General features: G+C 71.7%; 10 protein-coding genes. 8 read left to right on the forward strand and 2 right to left on the reverse strand.

From position 1 onward, the window contains the following. Positions 1-3 precede the first annotated feature (3 nt). The 8 genes from ACFPZ3_RS38610 (at position 4) to ACFPZ3_RS38645 (ending at position 15,413) form a co-directional block, all read left to right on the forward strand. Positions 4-1,005 carry a carbohydrate ABC transporter permease gene (locus ACFPZ3_RS38610; protein ID WP_379519304.1) on the forward strand — a complete coding sequence of 334 codons (1,002 nt, stop codon included), beginning with the start codon at positions 4-6 and terminating at the stop codon, positions 1,003-1,005. Further along, positions 1,002-1,853 carry a sugar ABC transporter permease gene (locus ACFPZ3_RS38615; protein WP_379519305.1) on the forward strand — a complete coding sequence of 284 codons (852 nt, stop codon included), beginning with the start codon at positions 1,002-1,004 and terminating at the stop codon, positions 1,851-1,853. The genes ACFPZ3_RS38610 and ACFPZ3_RS38615 overlap by 4 nt, the downstream gene beginning before the upstream one ends. A 112-nt stretch (positions 1,854-1,965) precedes the next feature. Further along, on the forward strand, positions 1,966-4,221 hold the full coding sequence (locus ACFPZ3_RS38620; protein WP_379519306.1) for a hypothetical protein: 2,256 nt from the start codon (positions 1,966-1,968) through the stop codon (positions 4,219-4,221). A 55-nt stretch (positions 4,222-4,276) separates the two neighbouring features. After that, positions 4,277-6,406: a hypothetical protein gene (locus ACFPZ3_RS38625; RefSeq protein WP_379519307.1), complete on the forward strand. Its 2,130-nt coding sequence runs from the start codon at positions 4,277-4,279 to the stop codon at positions 6,404-6,406. Positions 6,407-6,511: 105 nt separating this feature from the next. Beyond that, the gene (locus ACFPZ3_RS38630; RefSeq protein ID WP_379519308.1) at positions 6,512-9,907 is read left to right on the forward strand and encodes a phosphodiester glycosidase family protein; all 3,396 of its coding nucleotides are present in this window, start codon (positions 6,512-6,514) and stop codon (positions 9,905-9,907) included. Between the two features lie 101 nt (positions 9,908-10,008). Further along, entirely contained in the window at positions 10,009-11,154 is a 1,146-nt protein-coding gene (locus ACFPZ3_RS38635; protein ID WP_379519309.1) for an amidohydrolase family protein, read from the forward strand. Continuing rightward, positions 11,151-12,578 carry a M20 metallopeptidase family protein gene (locus tag ACFPZ3_RS38640; protein WP_379519310.1) on the forward strand — a complete coding sequence of 476 codons (1,428 nt, stop codon included), beginning with the start codon at positions 11,151-11,153 and terminating at the stop codon, positions 12,576-12,578. Before ACFPZ3_RS38635 ends, ACFPZ3_RS38640 begins: the two co-directional genes overlap by 4 nt. 33 nt (positions 12,579-12,611) lie before the next feature. Beyond that, positions 12,612-15,413, forward strand: coding sequence for a glycoside hydrolase family 2 TIM barrel-domain containing protein (locus ACFPZ3_RS38645; RefSeq protein WP_379519311.1), 2,802 nt, complete (start codon positions 12,612-12,614; stop codon positions 15,411-15,413). Between the two features lie 165 nt (positions 15,414-15,578). On the opposite strand, the gene tuf is transcribed toward ACFPZ3_RS38645, so the two are convergent. After that, entirely contained in the window at positions 15,579-16,745 is a 1,167-nt protein-coding gene (gene tuf, locus ACFPZ3_RS38650; protein ID WP_379519312.1) for an elongation factor Tu, read from the reverse strand. Positions 16,746-16,976: 231 nt separating this feature from the next. Continuing rightward, positions 16,977-18,272, reverse strand: a complete 1,296-nt coding sequence (locus ACFPZ3_RS38655; RefSeq protein ID WP_379519313.1) for a UDP-glucose dehydrogenase family protein — start codon at positions 18,270-18,272, stop codon at positions 16,977-16,979. Positions 18,273-18,588: the final 316 nt, after the last annotated feature.

Raw genomic sequence — 18,588 nt, forward strand, 5'->3', positions numbered from 1 at the left:
CCGGTGGCCGTGTCGACCGGACAGTCGAGCGGACAGGCGGGGGCCGCGGGCGAGTCCGCCCGCGGCCATCGCCGTGAGAGCCCGGGCCGGTTGCGGCGCTCGCTGTCCACCCACTGGTACGCGTGGGTGATGATCGCGCCGGTGCTGGCCGTGATGCTGGTGCTGATCGGCTGGCCGCTGGCGCGGGGCCTCTACCTGTCGCTGACGGACGCGACGGAGGCCAACATCGGCCGCACCATCGGGGTGAACGTGATCCCGTCCACCTACGAGTTCGTCGGCCTGGACAACTACCTGCAGATCCTGACCAGCGCTCTGTTCTGGGACAAGCTGCTCTGGACCGTGGTGTGGACGGCGGTCTGCGTCGGCCTGCACTACGGCATCGGCCTGGGCCTGGCCGTGATGCTCAACCGCCGCCTTGCCTTCCGCTCGGTTTACCGGGTGCTGCTGATCCTGCCGTGGGCGGTGCCCGCGTTCGTGGCCGCGTTCATCTGGCGCTACCTGTACAACAGCGACTACGGCGTGATCAACGGCTTCCTCAAGATGGCGGGGATCAGCGGGGTCGGGTGGCTGGACGACCCGACCACGGCGAAGATCGCGGTGATCGCGGTGAACGTGTGGATCGGGGTGCCGTTCATGATGGTCGCCCTGCTGGGCGGGCTACAGTCGATCCCGGCCGAGTTGTACGAGGCGGCCGAGGTGGACGGCGCCGGCCCCTGGCAGCGGTTCAGGGCCATCACGCTGCCGGGGCTGCGGCAGGTGTCCACCACGGTGGTGCTGCTGGGCACGATCTGGACGTTCAACATGTTCCCGATCATCTTCCTGGTCACCAGGGGCGGGCCGGGCAGCGAGACGGAGATCCTGGTCACCTACGCCTTCCGCGAGGCGTTCACCGGCATCCGCAACTACTCGGGATCGGCGGCCTGGGGCGTGATCATCCTGGCCATGCTGGTCGTGCTGGCCGTCGGCTATCGCCGTACCCTGCGCAGTCAAGGAGATCCCTGGTGAGCACGACTACCCGCGGGCGTGGCGAGCGCGGCCCTGCGGCCTCCATCGGGTTGCACGCCGGGCTGCTCCTCGCGGTCGCGATCTCCCTGTTCCCCATCGTCTGGCTGGTGCTGACGTCGCTCAAGCCGCGCGACAGCTGGTTGTCGGCCGAGCTGCAGTTCTTCAACGGCACCTCGCTGGACAACTACATCCGCGTGCTGACGGCCACGGAGTTCCCGCGGTGGCTGCTCAACAGCGTGCTGACCGCCGGGCTCACCATGATCCTGGGGGTGTTCCTGGCCGCCACCACGGGGTACGCGGTCAGCCGGTTCCGCTTCCCCGGCCATCGTTCGGTGATGTGGCTGCTGCTGATCACCCAGATGTTCCCCGTCGCCATCCTGATCGTCCCGCTGTACAACCTGATGGCCGGGCTCGGGCTGCTCAACCAGATTCCCGGCCTGGTGATCGCGTACATGACGATCGCGGTGCCGTTCTGCGCCTGGATGATGAAGAGCTACTTCGACACCGTGCCGGTGGAGATCGACCACGCGGGGATGGTGGACGGGCTGACCCCGTTCGGCGTCTTCTGGCGGGTGGTGCTGCCGCTGGCGCGGCCGGGGATCGCGGTGACCGCCTTCTACTGCTTCATGACCGCCTGGGGCGAGGTCGGGTACGCCACCGTGTTCATGTCGCAGGAGGAGAAGCGCACGCTCGGCGTCGGGCTGCAGCAGTTCATCGGCCAGCACTGGTCGGACTGGGGGTTGATGACCGCCTCCGCGGTGCTCATCGCGATCCCGGCGGGGGCGGTGTTCCTGCTGGTTCAGCGTCATCTGATCACCGGCCTCACGGCCGGGGCGACGAAGTCGTAAGGTCGTATCGTCGAGATCCGCACCCATGAGGAGCTCATGAGCAGGGACGGGGTTTACGCTACCTTCGCCTGAGTAGTTGACTCGTCACTGACTGTAATTAGATCCTTGTTTTATGGACGGATTTCTCGATGAGACCTGCGGAGGTGTGACGGAGCTCCGCGTGCACGGCGTCTCCGGCACGCCCCCGGCCGGCATCCTCAACCACCCCCATCCCCGGCTCGTCTCGGGCGACGGCACCACCGGGTTCTACCGCCGCTGGTGGCCGGGCTCCCGGCCGTCGGACGAGCATCCCGACGTGCCCGGCGTCCGCCACCGGGAGGCCTACGCCTGGGGGAACCTCACCTCCGGCGGCAGGACGATCGCGTTGTGGCTGCTTCTGCTGCCGTTCTCGCTGGCGAACCTGTCCTACTTCATGCTGCCCAGGCCCGCTGCGGGGGCGCGGTTGCGGCACGCGGTGGAGGCGGCGCAGCGCCTGTTCGCGCTGCTGCTCACCGGCACGCTCGTCGGCGCGGTGACGCGGGCGTGCGTTGATCTCGTCGGCTGGCAGTGCACGGCCGCAGGGCGGGCGTGCTCATCGCAGGAGACTCCCTGGTGGGTGCGGTGGCTGAGCGTGTTGTGGGGGGAGGAGCCGTCCAAGCGGCTGGCCGTCACGGCGCTGGTGCCGCTGCTGATGGTCGTCCTGCTGTGGTGGATCGCGCGGCGCACCTGGCACCGGGACGAACGCACGCTCGTCCCCGCCGACGTCGGCGCGCCCGCGGGCCCGCCGGGCGATGTGCTGCTGGCCAGGCCGCGGTTGTGGGACGGCGGCGCGCCCGTGTGGCGGCTGCGGGTGGTGCACGTGGCCTTCGCGATCGCCTCCATCGGGGTGGCCGTGTCGGGGCCGTTCGCGGGGACTGAGCCCGGGTTCGCGCTGACCGTGGCCAACGCGGGCGTGCAGGTCGCCGCCGCCGTGCTGGCGACGCTGCCGTGGATCGCCCGCCGGGTGGATCCGCGTTCCGGCAGGCGGGCGCCGGTGTGGCTGCCGTTCGCGTGCCAGGTGTTGCGGGTGGCGGCGCCGGCGGCGTTCCTGGCCACGATCGGGGCGGCGCTGATCGGAATGCCGCTCGGCGCGGCGGCGTCCTCCCGCGCGGCGGGGAGCGCCGTGTGGCGGCTTCCCGGCGTGGGGATCGGCGCGTTCCAGTACGCGCTCACCCTCGCGCTCGGGCTGTTCATCCTGGTCGGCACCGGCGTGCTGGCGCGCATGGATCGGCCGTCGCAACCGCGGGCGATGGGCGGGATGGCCGCCTGGTTCGTGCTCATGCTGGCCGCCGGCAGCGCGAACGTGATGGCGCTGGGTGTGTTGTTCTCGACGGCGGGATACTTCGGCGTGCCGGGGTCCGCCTCGGAGCCGGGGCCGGTCGAGCGGACGTTGTTCCTCGACGACCCGGTCTGGGGCACGGCGGCGCTGGTGCCGTTGCTGGTGGTGGGGTTCGCCGTGGTGGCGGGCGTGCTGTACCTGATCCGCAGGAACGTGGCGGCGCGGCTGGAACCGGAGCTGAAGCCCTACTACCTGGAGCGCGACGACGCCGAGGTGGTCGCAGGGACGTGGGCGCTGGCCTCGCTCACCGACCGGTCCGGGCTCGTGCTGGGGGTGCTCACCGGGATCGGGGCCGCGGGGTCGGCGGCGGTGGCCCTGGTCTACGGGCTGGGCTGGTTCAGGCCGCACGACGGGCTGGCGGACGTGCTGGCCTCGATCGGGAGCTGGGTCATGGTGGCGATCGCCCTCGGGCTGGTGCTGGTCGGGCGCAGGACGTACAGCGACTCACGGTTGCGCAGGACGGTCGGGATCGTGTGGGACCTGTCCACCTTCTGGCCCCGGGCGATCCACCCGCTGTCGCCGCCCTGCTACACCGAGCGGGTCGTCCCCGAACTGATGGCCCGCGTCGGCACGCTCGCCAGGAACGAGCGGGACGAGGTCGTGTTGTCGGGGCACAGCCAGGGGGCCGTCATCTCCGCCGCCGTGGTGTTGCAACTCGACCCCACCCTGCGGGAGCGCGTCAGGATGCTCACCCACGGGTCGCCGCTGCGGCGCCTGTACACCTGCTTCTTCCCCGCCTACTTCGGTGACCCGGGGCTGGCCGCCGTACGCGAGGCCGTGCCCTGGTGCAATCTCTACCGGCTGAGCGACCCCATCGGCGGGCCCGCCTTCCGCCGGGTCGATCCGTTCGCCGGTGGGGAACGGGACGCGGTGGACCGGTTCTGCTGGGATCCGCGGCGGCCCGGGCCCGGCGAACCGCTGCCCCAGACGAGGTGGCACTCGGACTACTGGCTCGAACCTTCCTACGATGCGGCCCTGACTCGGTTGATCACCGTCAAACCCGCTGCCTGACCGGTAGGGTGGCCCGCGTCCTGGTCGATCGCCATGTCCAGATGGGGGCAAGACGGTGAGATGGATGCTGCTGCTCGTGGTGGCCTCGGCGCTTTGGTGGTCGGCTCCGGCGGCCGCCCAGGCGTCCGGGAACGACGGGGGGAGGGTGGCGTTCATCGGGGTGCCCGGGTTGACGTGGGACGATCTCGACGCTCGGAACACACCCCGCCTGTGGGAGCTGGCGGGGCGGAGCGGGATCGGGTCCGTGTCGGTCAAGGCCGTCGGCACCGTGACCTGCCCGTACGACGGATGGTTGTCGGTGTCGGCCGGAGTGCGTTCGGCCGTGGGGCACCGCTGCGGGCTGCCGCCCGAGCCGGTCGCCCAGGGGGCGGGCGCGGTCGTTCCCGAGGTGCGTGAGCTGCTCGGCGCCCGTGACGGGACCTTCGCGGGGACACTGGGCTCCGCCGTGCACGCCGCCGGCCAGTGCACGGCCGCCGTCGGCCGGGGCGCGGCGCTGGCGCTGGCCGACAAGGAGGGCCGGGTCGACCTGTACGCCTCCGAGCCGGGCGGGCTGGCCGACTGGTCGAAGTGCAAGGTGCTGGCCGTGGACGTGTCCGCGCTCGTGGAGCCGTACCTGACGGACGGGAAGCTGTCGCAGGAGCCCGAGGCGCTCTCGCCCGAGCGGCGGCGGGAGCTGGCCCGCCAGGCCGACAGCCAGGTGGGCGCGGCGCTGGACCGGCTGCCCGCCGGCACCGAGATCGTGCTGGCCGGGGTCGGCGACCACGGCTCCGTCCCGCACCTGCGGGTGGCGATGTGGATGCGCCCCGGTGTCACCGACGTGGCGGGGGCGACCGAGGGCGGCCCGGCGATCGGAGCCAACTCCACCAGGCGGGATGATCTCGTCGTGCTGCCCGACGCCACGCCCACGATCATGCTGGCCGCCGGGATCACCCCGCCCGACAGCGTGATCGGGCTGCCGTGGCGGCTCGGCGAGCCCGTCACCCCGGCCGACCTGGTCAGGTCCGACATGGCGGGCACCACCGTGCGCGGCATGACCGGCATCTTCTTCACCGCCTTCGCCGTCACCACCGTCGCCTTCTACGCGGTGTCCTACTTCCTGCTCTCGCGCCGCAGGAAGCTCGGCCTGATCGGCACCGTCGCCATCGTGCTGGCCTGCGTGCCCGTCTCGACGTACGTGGTGAACCTGCTGCCGTGGGACCGCAGCCCGTACGTGGTGGTGACGCTGGTCGGCGCGGTGCTGGCGGTCACGGCGGTCCTCGCCGCGATCGCCCTGCTGGGACCGTGGCGGCGCGACCCACTCGGGCCGCCGGCCGCGGTCGCCGCGATCAACGCCGTGGTGCTCGTCGGCGACCTGCTGACCGGGACGACCATGCAGTTCAACAGCCTCATGGGGTACACCGCGGTGGTCGGCGGGCGCTTCTACGGGCTGGCGAACATCCCGTTCGCGCTGCTGGCCACCGCCGTGCTCATGGGCGCCGCCGTGGCCGCCGAGAACCTCGTACGCGCGGGGCGCACGCGGCTCGCGGTGGCCGGGGTGACCGGGCTGGGCGTGGCGGCGATGTTGCTGGCGGGCTGGCCAGGGATCGGCAGCGACTTCGGCGGCGTGATCGCGTTCGTGCCGGGGATCGCCGTGACCGCGCTGCTCGTCGCGGGCAAGAAGGTGTCGGTGCTGAAGGTAGTCGGGTTCTGCGTGCTGGGCGGGGTGGCGGTGTCGGTCATCGCCGTGCTCGACCACCTGCGGCCGCCGGCCTCGCAGACGCACCTGGGCAGGTTCGTGGGGCAGGTGCTCGACGGGACGTTCCTGCCGATGATCGCGCGCAAGCTCGGCGCCATGCTGAACACCATGCTCTCGCCCAACCTCATGCCGATCGTCCTGGCCGGGCTGGCGTTCCTGATCTTCGCGGTGCTGCGGCCGGGGCAGGTGAGCGCGGGCGTGGTGCCCAGGGCGTTCGCGCAGGCGCCGATGTTGCGGGCCGGGCTGGTCGGCGCGCTGGTCAGCGGCGTGGTGGGCATGCTGGTCAACGACTCGGGCACCGCCGTGCTGTCCATGGCGGTGGCGCTGGCCGTGCCGCTGGTGCTGCACGCCGGGGTGCGTTCGACGGACTCGCCGGGTGAGGTGGAGCTGCTCGGGAGCTCGGTGGATGAGCGTGGCCGCCAGGGTGACGTCCTGGCGAGCGAGACGTAGGCGGTGAACCCGTTCGGGGAGGTGGGGGGCGTACAAGATCTGAAATTTTCTTTTAGTTCATTCTGAGGCCTTGAAAGTTATATCCACGAGCGATTGAGTTCGGTCGTGCAGACCCTCCGATTGCTGGCCGCCGCCGCGCTCGTGTTAGGCCCCATGGCCCTCAGCGCGCCCGCGAAGGCCGATCCCACACCTCCAGCGGAGGACGCCGCCGAGGCGTCCTCCTACGCGGCGCCCTCCACGCTGCTCGCCAAGGCCACGGCCGCGCAGCAGCGGCTGGAGACGGCCAAGACGACCCGGCCGATCGCGCCGGGCATCTCGCTGACCTCGTTCGACACCTACGACGCGCTCGGCTGGTTGCGCGCGGACGCCGTCACCGCCGACCTCGGCGGCGCCAAGGCGGATTACGTCTACTCGGGCGAGGTGTCCAAGACCGAGCCGCTGTCCGGGCCCGCCAAGCGCTCGCACGCCGTCGCGGCCGTCAACGGCGACTTCTTCGACATCAACAACTCCGGCGCGGCCCAGGGCATCGGCGTCCAGGACGGCGCGCTGATCCAGTCGCCGGTGGCAGGCCACGAGAACGCGGTCGCGGTCACCGGGGACGGCGTCGGGCGCGTGCTCAAGATGTACTTCGAGGGCAGCGCCACCCCGGCCGGCGGCTCGCCGATCGCGCTCGCCCAGTTCAACCAGATCGTGCAGAGCGGCGGCGTGGGGCTGTTCACGCCGCTGTGGGGCTCCTACACGCGGGCCCGCGCCGTCGAGGGCGCCACCTCCGTCGCCGAGGCCGTGCTGGTGGACGGGGTGGTGACGGAGGTACGCACCTCCGCGGGAACCGGCCCGATCCCCGCGGGCACCTCGATCCTGCTGGGCCGCGACGCCGGCGCCGCCGCCGTGTCCGCGCTCAAGGCCGGCGACCGGGTGGAGGTGAAGTACCAGCCCAAGCCGTCGGACGGCAGCTCGGTGAAGGCCGCCGTGGGCGGTAACTGGGTGCTGGTCAAGGACGGGGTCGTGCAGAACTCCACCGACCCGGCCGCCCACCCCCGCACCGCCGTCGGGTTCTCCGCCGACGGCAGGAAGATGTACCTGCTGACCGTGGACGGCCGCCAGGTGGACAGCCGCGGCGTCACGCTGAACGAGCTGGCCGCCATGATGATCGACCTCGGCGCCGCGAACGCGCTCAACCTCGACGGCGGCGGCTCCTCCACCATGCTGGCCCGCGAGCCCGGCGCTCCCGACGTCCAGGTGGAGAACAACCCCTCCGACGGAGGCGAGCGCCATGTCCCCAACGGCCTCGCGCTCTACGCGCCCGAGGGCAGCGGCAAGCTCAAGGGCTACTGGCTGGAGACCACCAGCGACCCCGCCAAGGCGCCCGGCGTCGGGCCCGTCACCGGTGGCCGTCCCGACCGCGTCTTCCCCGGCCTCACCAGGCGCCTGACCGCCGCCGGGTACGACGAGACCTACGGCCCCGCCGCCGGAACCCCCTCCTGGCGGTCGAAGCCGGCCGTCCACGGCGTCGTCCGCGACGGTAGGTTCCACGCCCTGGTGCCCGGCCAGACCACCGTCACCGCCTCGCGCGGCACCGCCAAGGGCGACATCGACCTGACCGTGCTGCAGCCCCTGGAGCGGCTCGGCGCCACCGCCGACCGCCTGGGCATGGCGGGCGCGGACGGCACCGCGACCTTCGGCGTGGTCGGCTACGACCACAACGGCAACTCCGCGCCCATCGAGCCGGGCGACCTCACGCTCGACTACGACAAGAACCTTTTCGAGGTCACCGCGGCCGAGCAGGGCTACTTCACCGTCAAGGCGAAGCGGGCCACCGGCTCCGGGCTGATCACCGCCAAGGTCGGCAAGCTCACGACCGCCGTGCCGGTGACGGTCGGGTTCGAGGACAAACCGGTCGCCGACTTCGAGGACGCGGCCACGTGGACGTTCGCCGCCGCCCGCGCCACCGGCTCGTTGGCGGCCGCGCCAGGGCAGAGCGGGGGCGGACTCAAGCTCTCCTACGACTTCACCACCTCCACCGCCACCCGGGCCGCCTACGCCAGCCCGCCGCGGCAGATCGTGATCGACGGGCAACCGCAGGCGTTCGGGATGTGGATCAACTCCACCGGCAAGGGGGAGTGGCCGAGCCTGGAGTTCTACGACGCGCTCGGGCAGTCGCAGATCCTGCGCGGGCCGTACATGACGTGGACCGGCTGGAAGTACGTCGAGTTCGCCGTGCCGCCCGGCGTCAACTACCCGCTCAAGCTGCGGCGCTTCTACGTGGCCGAGACCAAGGCCGACGTCAAGTACACCAACGAGATCCTCATCGACGGGCTGGTCGCCAAGGTGCCGCCGTCGGTCGAGGCCCCGGCCGTGCCCGAGGTGGCCGACCCGGTGGTCGAGACCGAGGTGGCGAACATGCCGTGGCGGTTCGCGGTCATGTCCGACGCGCAGTTCGTGGCCAGGGAGCCGGACAGCGACATCGTCAAGAACGCGCGCCGCACGCTCCAGGAGATCAAGGCGGCCAAGCCGGACTTCCTGGTGATCAACGGTGACCTGGTGGACGAGGCGTCGCCGGAGGACTTCGCGCTGGCGAAGAAGATCCTCGACGAGGAGCTCGGCGGAACGGTGAAATATCACTACGTTCCGGGCAACCATGAGGTCATGGGCGGTCAGATCGACAACTTCAAGACCGTCTTCGGGGACACGTACGCGACCTTCGACCACAAGGGCACCCGTTTCATCACCCTGGACACCTCCCGCCTGACCCTCAGGGGCGGCGGCTACGACCAGGTGGCGATGTTCCGGGCCGAACTGGACAAGGCGGCCAAGGACTCCTCGATCGGGTCGGTCACCGTGCTGTTCCACGTGCCGCCGCGCGACCCCACGCCCGGCAAGGGCAGCCAGCTCGGCGACCGCAAGGAGGCCGCGCTCGTCGAAGGCTGGCTGGCCGACTTCCAGCGCACCACCGGCAAGGGCGCCGCGTTCATCGGGGCGCACGTGGGGACCTTCCACGCCGAGCACGTGGACGCGGTTCCCTTCTTCATCAACGGCAACTCCGGCAAGAACCCCGCCACCGCGCCCGACGACGGCGGGTTCACCGGATGGTCGTTGTGGGGCGTGGACCCGGTGACGCGGGCCGAGGCCGAGCAGGTCAAGCGGAACTGGTTCGCCGACGCGCCCGACTGGATCGGCACGCAGGTGCGCCCGCACGTGGACGACCTCGCCCTCACCGCCCCCGCCACGGTCGCCGTCGGCTCGCCCGCCACGGTGACGGCCGCGGTCAAGCAGGGAGCCAGGACGGTCCCGGCCGCGTACCCGGTGTCGGTGAAGTGGTCCGGCTCGCCGAACCTGCACGTCGGCACCCGCAAGACCGCCAAGCCCTGGCACGTCGCCGTCCTCGACCCCGCCACGGGCACGCTGACGGCGCTGCGCCCCGGGCAGGTGACGGTGGCCGTCACCGTCAGCGGAGTCACGAAGCAGGCGAGTGTGGCGGTGAGCCTCAAGGCCGCCGCCTGATCTCTTCCGGGCCCCGCGGGACTCCCGCGGGGCCCTTTCGTGTTCGGGACGCGGGTCATGGGAAGGGGCAGAGGGTACGGCCGACCGGGGAGGATCGCAGCATGACCATGGAGCTCGATCTCGTGCCCGCTGGGCTCGGCCACGCCCTGGAGGAACTGCCGCTGGTCGACCACCACGTGCACGGGGTGTCGTCGCACGACCTGTCGCGCATGGCGTTCGAGGAGCTGATCACCGAGTCGGACCGGCCGGTGCCGGACTGGATGACGCAGTTCGACTCCCAGCTCGGCTTCGCCATCCTGCGCCACTGCGCGCCCGTGCTCGGGCTGGAGCCCTTCTGCACGCCCGAGGAATACCTGGCCAGACGGGCCAGGCTCGGGGCCGGTGAGGTGAACCGGCTGCTGCTCGGGGCCAGCGGGATCGGGCACTTCCTGGTCGAGACCGGTTACCGGGGGGAGGAACTGCTCGGGCCCTCCGGGATGGCGGAGGCCGGCGGAGTGCCCGCCGACGAGGTGGTGCGGCTGGAGAGCGTGGCCGAGCAGGTGGCCGCCTCCGGGTGCTCGGCCGCCTCGTTCGCCGAGCGGTTCGGCGAGGCGTTGTGGGAGCGAACGCGGACGGCCAGAGGGCTCAAGACCATCGCCGCCTACCGGTGCGGGCTCGACTTCGATCCCGCGCCGCCCTCCGCCGAGGAGGTCGTGGCGGCCGCGGGGCGGTGGCTCGAAGGCGGGGGCGGGCGGCTGACCGATCCCGTGCTGGTGCGGCACCTGATCTGGGCCGGGCTGGAGCGGGGGTTGCCGCTGCAGTTCCACATCGGCCTGGGCGATCCCGAGGTGGACCTGCGGCGGGCCTCGCCCCTGTTGTTGCGGGGGCTGATCGAGCTGGCCGAGCCCACAGGGGTGCCGCTGCTGTTGCTGCACTGCTATCCGTACCAGCGCGAGGCGGGGTTTCTGGCGCAGGCGTACCCGCACGTGTTCTTCGACGTGGGGCTCGGGGTCAGCTACACGGGGGCGCGGAGCGCCGCGGTGGTGGCGGAGAGCCTGGAGGTGGCGCCGTTCGCGAAGATCCTCTTCTCGTCCGACGCCTTCGGGGCCGCCGAGCTGCACCACCTGGGGGCGTTGTTGTGGCGGCGGGCCATGGCACGGGTACTGGGCGGGTTCGTGGCCGAGGAGGAGTGGTCGCTCACACAGGCGGTGCGGGTGGCGACCATGGTAGGGGTCGAGAACGCGCGCCGCGTCTATGGACTGGGATGAGAGGAGAGGTTGTGCCGGGGGCAGGGGAGAAGAGCAAGGAAGGGCGGCACGTCGGTGTGGAGGTGGCGTTGCGGGCCGCGCTGCGCCGGGAGCTGCCCGCCGCCGTGGCGCTGCGGCGGGAGTTGCACGCCGCGCCGCGCGTCTCCGGGCAGGAGGCGCCGACGCTCAAGCGGGTGATCGACGCGCTGCCGGAAGGGGCGGTCGAGCACGTGGCGGGCACCGGCGCCGTGCTGCGGATCGGCGGGCCAGGGGCGGCCGTCGGGGTGCGGGGTGAGCTGGACGCGCTGCCGATCGTCGAGCGGACCGGGGTGCCGTGGGCGGCCGCCAACGGGGCCATGCACGCCTGCGGGCACGACGTGCACCTGGCCGCCGTGGTCGCGCTCGCCCGGGCCATCGCCGCGACCGGCTCCGAGGACGTCGAGCGGGCCGACGCCAGGACCGTCGCCGAAGCCGCCGCCCGGGGCGCCGCCGACGCCGTGATCGACCCCGAGATCGTCGCAGAAGCCGGTCCAGAAGCCGCCACGGCCGCGGAAGTGGCCGCGGAAGCCGCGGCGGAAGGGGCCGTGGAGGCGGCGGCCGAAGCCGTGAGCGGGGGTGAGCTCGCGCCGCTCGTCGTCGTGCTGCAGCCGCGTGAGGAGACCTTCCCGTCCGGGGCGCTGGACGTGGTCACCTCCGGGGTGCTCGATCGGCACCGGGTGCACGCCATGATCGGCGCCCACGTCCAGCCCGTGCTGGACGAGGGCACCATCGCCTGCACGCCGGGGCCGGTGAACGCCTCCTCCGACGAGTTCAGGGTGACCGTCAAAGGGGGCGAGGGGCATGCCGCCTACCCGCATCTCGCCCGCGACCCCGTGCTCGCCATGGCGCAGGTGATCGTGGCGGCGCAGCAGCTCGTCAGCCGGGCCGCCGACCCCATGGTGCCGACCGTGGTCACGTTCGGGACGGTCAACGCGGGCAGCACGCCCAACGCCGTGCCGGGCGAGGCGGTGGCCAGGGGGACGTTGCGGACCATGTCGGAAGGGTGGCGGGAGCGGCTGCAGCGCCGCTTCGCGCAGGTGGCCGAGAACACCGCCAGAGCGTACGGCTGCACGGCCGAGGTGGAGATCCTGCCCGGCGAGCCGATGCTGGTCAACGACCGGGCGCTGGCCGCACGCGCGGGGGACAGGCTGCGGGAGCAGGGGTGGGCGGTCAACGACGAGCTGCGCTCGTGCGGGGCCGACGACTTCGCGCGCTACGGGGACGTGGCGGCGTCGCTGATGATGTTCGTGGGCGTGGACACGGCGTCCGGGCTGCACAGCCCCGGGTTCCTGCCGGACGACGACGCCGTGGGGGCGGTCGCGGAGGCGCTGCTGGCCGGCTATCTGGCGGCGTCGTCGAGCACGAGCGGAACGCGTCTCCATACGGGACACGAAACTCATCGCTGACGAAAGCAGCCCGAACCTCTAGGCTCAGCGGAGATGGATCTCGAAACTTTCACCCCCGGTTCGGGGAGACTCGAACCCAGGGCCTCATTCCGCTCAGACGCGCCCGCCCTCGATCTCAACGGGACGTGGCGCTTCCGCCTCTCACCCACGGCGAACGTCCCCGAGGACTTCGCCGTGCCCGACTACGACGACGCGGGCTGGAACGATCTCCCGGTCCCGTCCCACTGGGTCCTGCACGGTCATGGCGCTCCCGCGTACACGAACGTCTCCTACCCCATTCCCATCGACCCGCCGCGCGTGCCCGACGAGAACCCGACGGGCGACTACCGCCGTGCCTTCGACCTGCCCGAGGGCTGGACGGGCGGGCGGCTGCGGTTCGAGGGGGCCGAGCCGTTCGCCCGGGTCTGGCTGAACGGCCACGAACTGGGCTTCTCGACCGGCAGCCGCTTGCCCGTCGAGTACGACGCGGGGCCCTACCTTCGTCCCGGCCGCAACGTGCTGGCCGTGCGCGTACACCAGTGGTCGGCCGCCACCTACCTGGAGGACCAGGACATGTGGTGGCTGCCCGGCATCTTCCGCGACGTCACGCTCACCCGCTCCACCGCCGACGTCTTCGTACGCGCTTCCTACGAGGACGGGCGCGGCACGCTCAGCTTCGACGGCCCCGGCACGCTCGCCATCCCCGAACTCGGCATCTCCGCACTGGAGCCGGGCACGGAGGTCACGGCCGAGGTGGAGCCGTGGACGGCGGAGACGCCGCGCCTGTACGACGCCGTGGTGACCTGCCCGGAGGAGACCCTGCGCCTGCGCGTCGGCTTCCGCACGATCTCCATCGTGGAGGGCGTGCTCCTGGCCAACGGGCGCCCGCTGCTGTTCAAGGGCGTCAACCGGCACGAGTTCCACCCCGTGCACGGGCGTGCGGTGCCGTACGAGACCATGCGCGAGGACGTGCTGCTCATGAAGCGGCACAACGTCAACGCCGTCAGGGCCAGCCACTACCCGCCGCACCCCGACTTCCTCGACCTGTGCGACGAGCTGGGCCTGTGGGTGATCGACGAGTGCGACCTGGAGACCCACGGCTTCGGCCAGGTCAGCTGGCGCGGCAACCCCACCGACGACCCGCGTTACGCCGACGCGCTGCTCGACCGCATGCGCCGCATGGTCGAACGCGACAAGAACCACCCCAGCGTCATCATGTGGTCGCTCGGCAACGAGGCAGGAGAGGGCGTCAACCTCGCCGTCATGGCCGACTGGACGCGTGAGCGCGACCCGTCCAGGCCGCTGCACTACGAGGGCGACCGCTCGTGCGCGCACACGGACGTCTACTCCCGCATGTACGCCTCCCACGCCGAGGTCGAAGCCATCGGCCGACACGAGGAGGAGGCGCTGGAGGACCCGGAGCTGGACACGCGGCGGCGGTGGATGCCGTTCCTGCAGTGCGAGTACGCCCACGCCATGGGCAACGGGCCCGGTGGGCTGGCCGAGTACCAGGAGTTGTTCGAGCGGTATCCGCGCCTGGCCGGAGGGTTCATCTGGGAGTGGATCGACCACGGGCTGGCGCATCCCACGTACGAGTACGCGTACGGGGGCGACTACGGCGAGCCCGTGCACGACGGGAACTTCGTCATCGACGGGCTCGTGTTCCCCGACCGGGCGCCGTCGCCCGGGCTGACCGACCTGAAGAAGGTGTTCGAGCCGGTCAAGTTCGAGTTCGGCGACGGGATCGTCAGGGTCGTCAACGGCCACGGCTTCACCGACCTGTCCCACCTGCGCTTCGTCGCCACCGTCGCGCTGGAGGGCTCGGTCGTCGCCTCGCACCGGCTCGACGTGCCCGCCGAGGGCGGCGAGTGCAAGCTGCCCGATACGACGGGCGGGCCGCACGGGGAACGCTGGCTGACCGTGCACGCCGAACTGGCCGTGGACCAGCCGTGGGCGGCGGCGGGGCACGAGGTGGCCTGGGGCCAGGCGCTCCTGGCCCGTTCCGAGCCCCGGACGCCCGAGGTCCCGGTGACCTTCACTCGTGACGGCGCTCGTGACGGCGCCCGCTTCACAGCCACTGGTGGCGGCTGTGCGTTCGACGCGGTGACGGGGCGGCTGGTGCGGCTGTTCGGGATGGAGGTGGACGGGCCCCGGCTCGATCTGTGGCGGGCCCCGACCGACAACGACCGGTACGGCGGTCTCGAGACCAGGTGGCGCGCGCTCGGCCTGCACCGGCTCACCCACCGGGCGGACGAGATCTCACTCAGCGACGAACAGGACGAACTGGTCGTCCGGACCCGGGTCGCCGCGGCGGCCACCGATCTCGGGATCTGGGCGACGTACCGGTGGACGTTCGACGGCGGGCTGAGGCTCGCGCTGGACATCGAGCCGGACGGCGACTGGCGGGATCCGATCCCGCGCCTCGGAATCACGATGGCGCTGCCGGGCTCGGCCGTGGACCGGGTGACGTGGTTCGGGCTGGGGCCGGGGGAGGCGTACCCGGACACGGGCATGTCCGCCCGCATCGGCCGGTGGTCGGGCACGGTCGAGGAACTCCAGACGCCGTACGTCTATCCGCAGGAGAACGGGCACCGCGCCGACGTGCGGTGGGCGGAGCTCGGCGGGCTCAGGATCTCCGGCGAGCCCATCTTCGGCCTGACCGCCCGCCGATGGAGCACCGCCGCCCTGACCGCCGCCCGCCACCGCCCCGACCTGGTGCCGGAGGACCAGCTGTACCTCCACCTGGACCTCGCCCACCAGGGCATCGGCACAGCCACCTGCGGTCCTGGCACCTTGCCCGGCTACGACCTGATGGCCCGCCGCGCCACCCTCAGGCTCCGCTTCGACCGGGCGTAGGAACGGAACCCGAGCACCACGAAGGGCCGGACCCCACACGACGTGGGACCCGGCCCTTTGGGCACTCCAACAGACGACCACCCGACCCGCCCGACCCGGCCCTCCGGCCCGACCGGCCCGACCGACCCGACCGGCCAGTCAGCCGACCCGACTGGTCGGTCGGGGTTAGGTGGTGAGGACTGTGCCGGCGCCGACCGTGAGGCCGCCCTCGCGGATGGCGAAGCCGAGGCCTGGCTCCAGGGCGACCGCCTTGCCGAGCGTGACCGCCACCTCCACCGTGTCGCCCGGCTCGGCGGTGACCGAATCGGGCAGGACGAGCTCGCCCGGCACGTCGGTCGTGCGCAGGTAGAACTGCGGCCGGTACCCCGACGCGATGGGCCGGCGCCGTCCGCCCTCCTCCGGGGTGAGGAGGTAGACGCGAGCGGTGAACGAGCCGAGGGCCCGCTGGCTGCCCGGCTCGGCCAGCACCATGCCCCGCCGTACCTGGTCCCTGCGCACCCCGCGCAGCAGTACGGCGGCGTTGTCGCCGGCCTCGCCCCGCTCCATCGTCTTGCCGAACGTCTCCACGCCCGTCACGACGGCGGACAGCCCGTCACCGAAGCCGACCGCCTCGACCGTGTCGCCGACCCGGACCGTGCCGCGCTCGATGGCGCCGGTGACGACCGTGCCGCGGCCGGTGACCGTCAGCACGTTCTCGACCGGCATGAGGAACGGCGCGTCCACGTACCGGACAGGTACGGGGATGTGCTCGTCCACCGCCTGGAGCAGCGCCTCGACCGACGCCGTCCAGACCGGGTCGCCCTCCAGCGCCCGCAGCCCGGACACCCGCACCATCGGGACGCCGCTGTAGCCGTGCTCGGTCAGCAGGTCCTGCAGCTCCAGCTCGACCAGGTCGGTCAGCTCCGGGTCGGCGCCGTCGGCCTTGTTGACGGCCACGACCAGGTGCTCGACGCCGACCCGCTTGGCGAGCAGCACGTGCTCCCTGGTCTGCGGCATGATCCCGTCGTGCGCGGACACGACGAGGATCGCGCCGTCGAGCTGCGCCGCCCCCGTGATCATGTTCTTCACGTAGTCGGCGTGGCCCGGCATGTCCACGTGGGCGTAGTGCCTGGTGGCGGTCTCGTACTCGACGTGCGAGATGTTGATCGTGATCCCCCTGGAGGCCTCCTCCGGGGTGCGGTCGATCCTCTCGAACGGCGTGTACGTGGCCTGCCCGCGCGCGGCCAGCACCTTCGTGATGGCGGCGGTCAGCGTGGTCTTGCCGTGGTCGACGTGACCCATCGTGCCGATGTTGAGATGCGGCTTGTTCCGTACGTAGGCCTGCTTGGCCATGGTCCCTTCCCTAAGAACCTGAAGCGTGTGTGACCCGTCGAAGGGCCGTTCAACCTCCCCCCGCCGGGTCACTTCTGGACTTACGGGAAGAGGTCAGCGCTCCAGGCCGTCGCAGGCACGCCCGAACGCGCCCGCGGGTGCGGGCGTCGTCACGAGGTGGGTGCGCGGGAACATGAAGAACATAGTGCTGGTCATCAGCACCGGACCGCAACGGAATATTCCGGCCCTGGGTTAAGGCCGGCCGACGCTCATGTACGTGAAGCCCAGTGCGCGCATCACCGCCGGGTCGAACAGGTTACGGCCGTCGAAGAGCACAGGGCGGCGCATCGACGCCGCCGCCAGCGCCCAGTCCACGTCCTTGAGCTGCGGCCACTCTGTGACCACGATCGCCGCGTCCGCGCCCTCGACGGCCAGCTCCGGCGTCGCGTGGCGGCTCGTGGAGGCCCACGGCTCGGTCGCGGCTGGGCGGGCCATCGGGTCCCAGCAGCGTACGTCCGCGCCCTCGGCCAGCAGCCGCGCGGCCAGCACCGTGCTCGGCGCCTCGCGCATGTCGTCGGTGCCCGGCTTGAACGTCAGACCGAGCAGCGCCACCCGCATGCCCGTCAGCGGGCCCAGCTCGTCCTTGAGTTTCTGGATCGCGCGGCGCTTCTGCAGGTTGTTGACCTCGATCACGGCCGACAGGAGCTGCAGGTGGTAGCCGGTGTTGCTGGCCAGCTGGCGCAGCGCCTCGGAGTCCTTCGGGAAGCAGGAGCCGCCCCAGCCGATGCCGGGGCGCAGGAAGTGGGGGCCGAGACGGTGGTCGAGGCCGACGGCGCGGGCGACCTCCTCGACGTCGGCGCCGGTCTTCTCGCACAGGGTGGCGATCTCGTTGATGAAGCTGATCTTCGTGGCGAGCAGGGCGTTGGAGGCGAGCTTGACCATCTCGGCCGAGCGCACGTCCATCACGACGACCGGGCCGTCCACGCCGTCGTGCAGCTCCGAGATCAGTTGCGCGGTCGCCTCGTCGGCCGAGCCGATCACGATGCGGTCGGGGCGCAGGAAGTCGCTGACCGCCCGGCCCTCGGCGGTGAACTCGGGGTTGGCGGCGTAGCCGACGTGCGGCAGGCCCGCGGCGTCCAGCGCGGTCCGCACCCGCGCGCCGGTGCCCACCGGGACGGTGGACTTCACCACGACGGCCTTCAGGTGGCTCGCGCCCTCCAGCGACTTGATCACCGACCAGAGCCGCGACAGGTCCGCGTCGCCGGAGGCCGAGGGCGGGGTGTCCACGCACACGTAGGCGATCTCGGTGCCGTCCAGGGCCTCCCGCAGATCCAGGGTGAACGTCAGGCGTTCCTTGTTCCTGGTGATCATGTCGCCCAGGCCCGGCTCGTAGATCGGCACGTCGCCGGAGCTCAGCAGGGCCACCTTCTCCGGATCGATGTCCTTGACCACCACCCGGTGACCGAGCTCGGCGAGGCAGGCACCGGTCACCAGACCGATGTATCCCGCACCGAACACAGCCACCTGCCGTTCCGGCTTGCCAACCATGGCTGACCATCCATTCTCGTGGGTCTGAGACGGGCGGGCCCGCCACTCGGGAATTGAGCTGCCGAAACCGGCGGAGGACCTACACCTTAACGCTCCCCCTGCCATTGTCCCCGACCCGCCGACACTTCCCGACCGCCTGGCCGCCGACGCCTCGGCGTGCGCCCCCCTGCGCGTCCTCCTTCGGTCGCGCGCGGCGGACGGTCGCACGGGCAGGCGGGGATGGGAGATGCGGCGGCGGGACAGGCGGGCGGCGGACCGGTCGCACGGGCGGACGGGCCGGTGACGGCGGGCGGGTGGCTGGTTGGTGGGGCGGACA

The organism is Nonomuraea insulae (genome assembly GCF_042656245.1).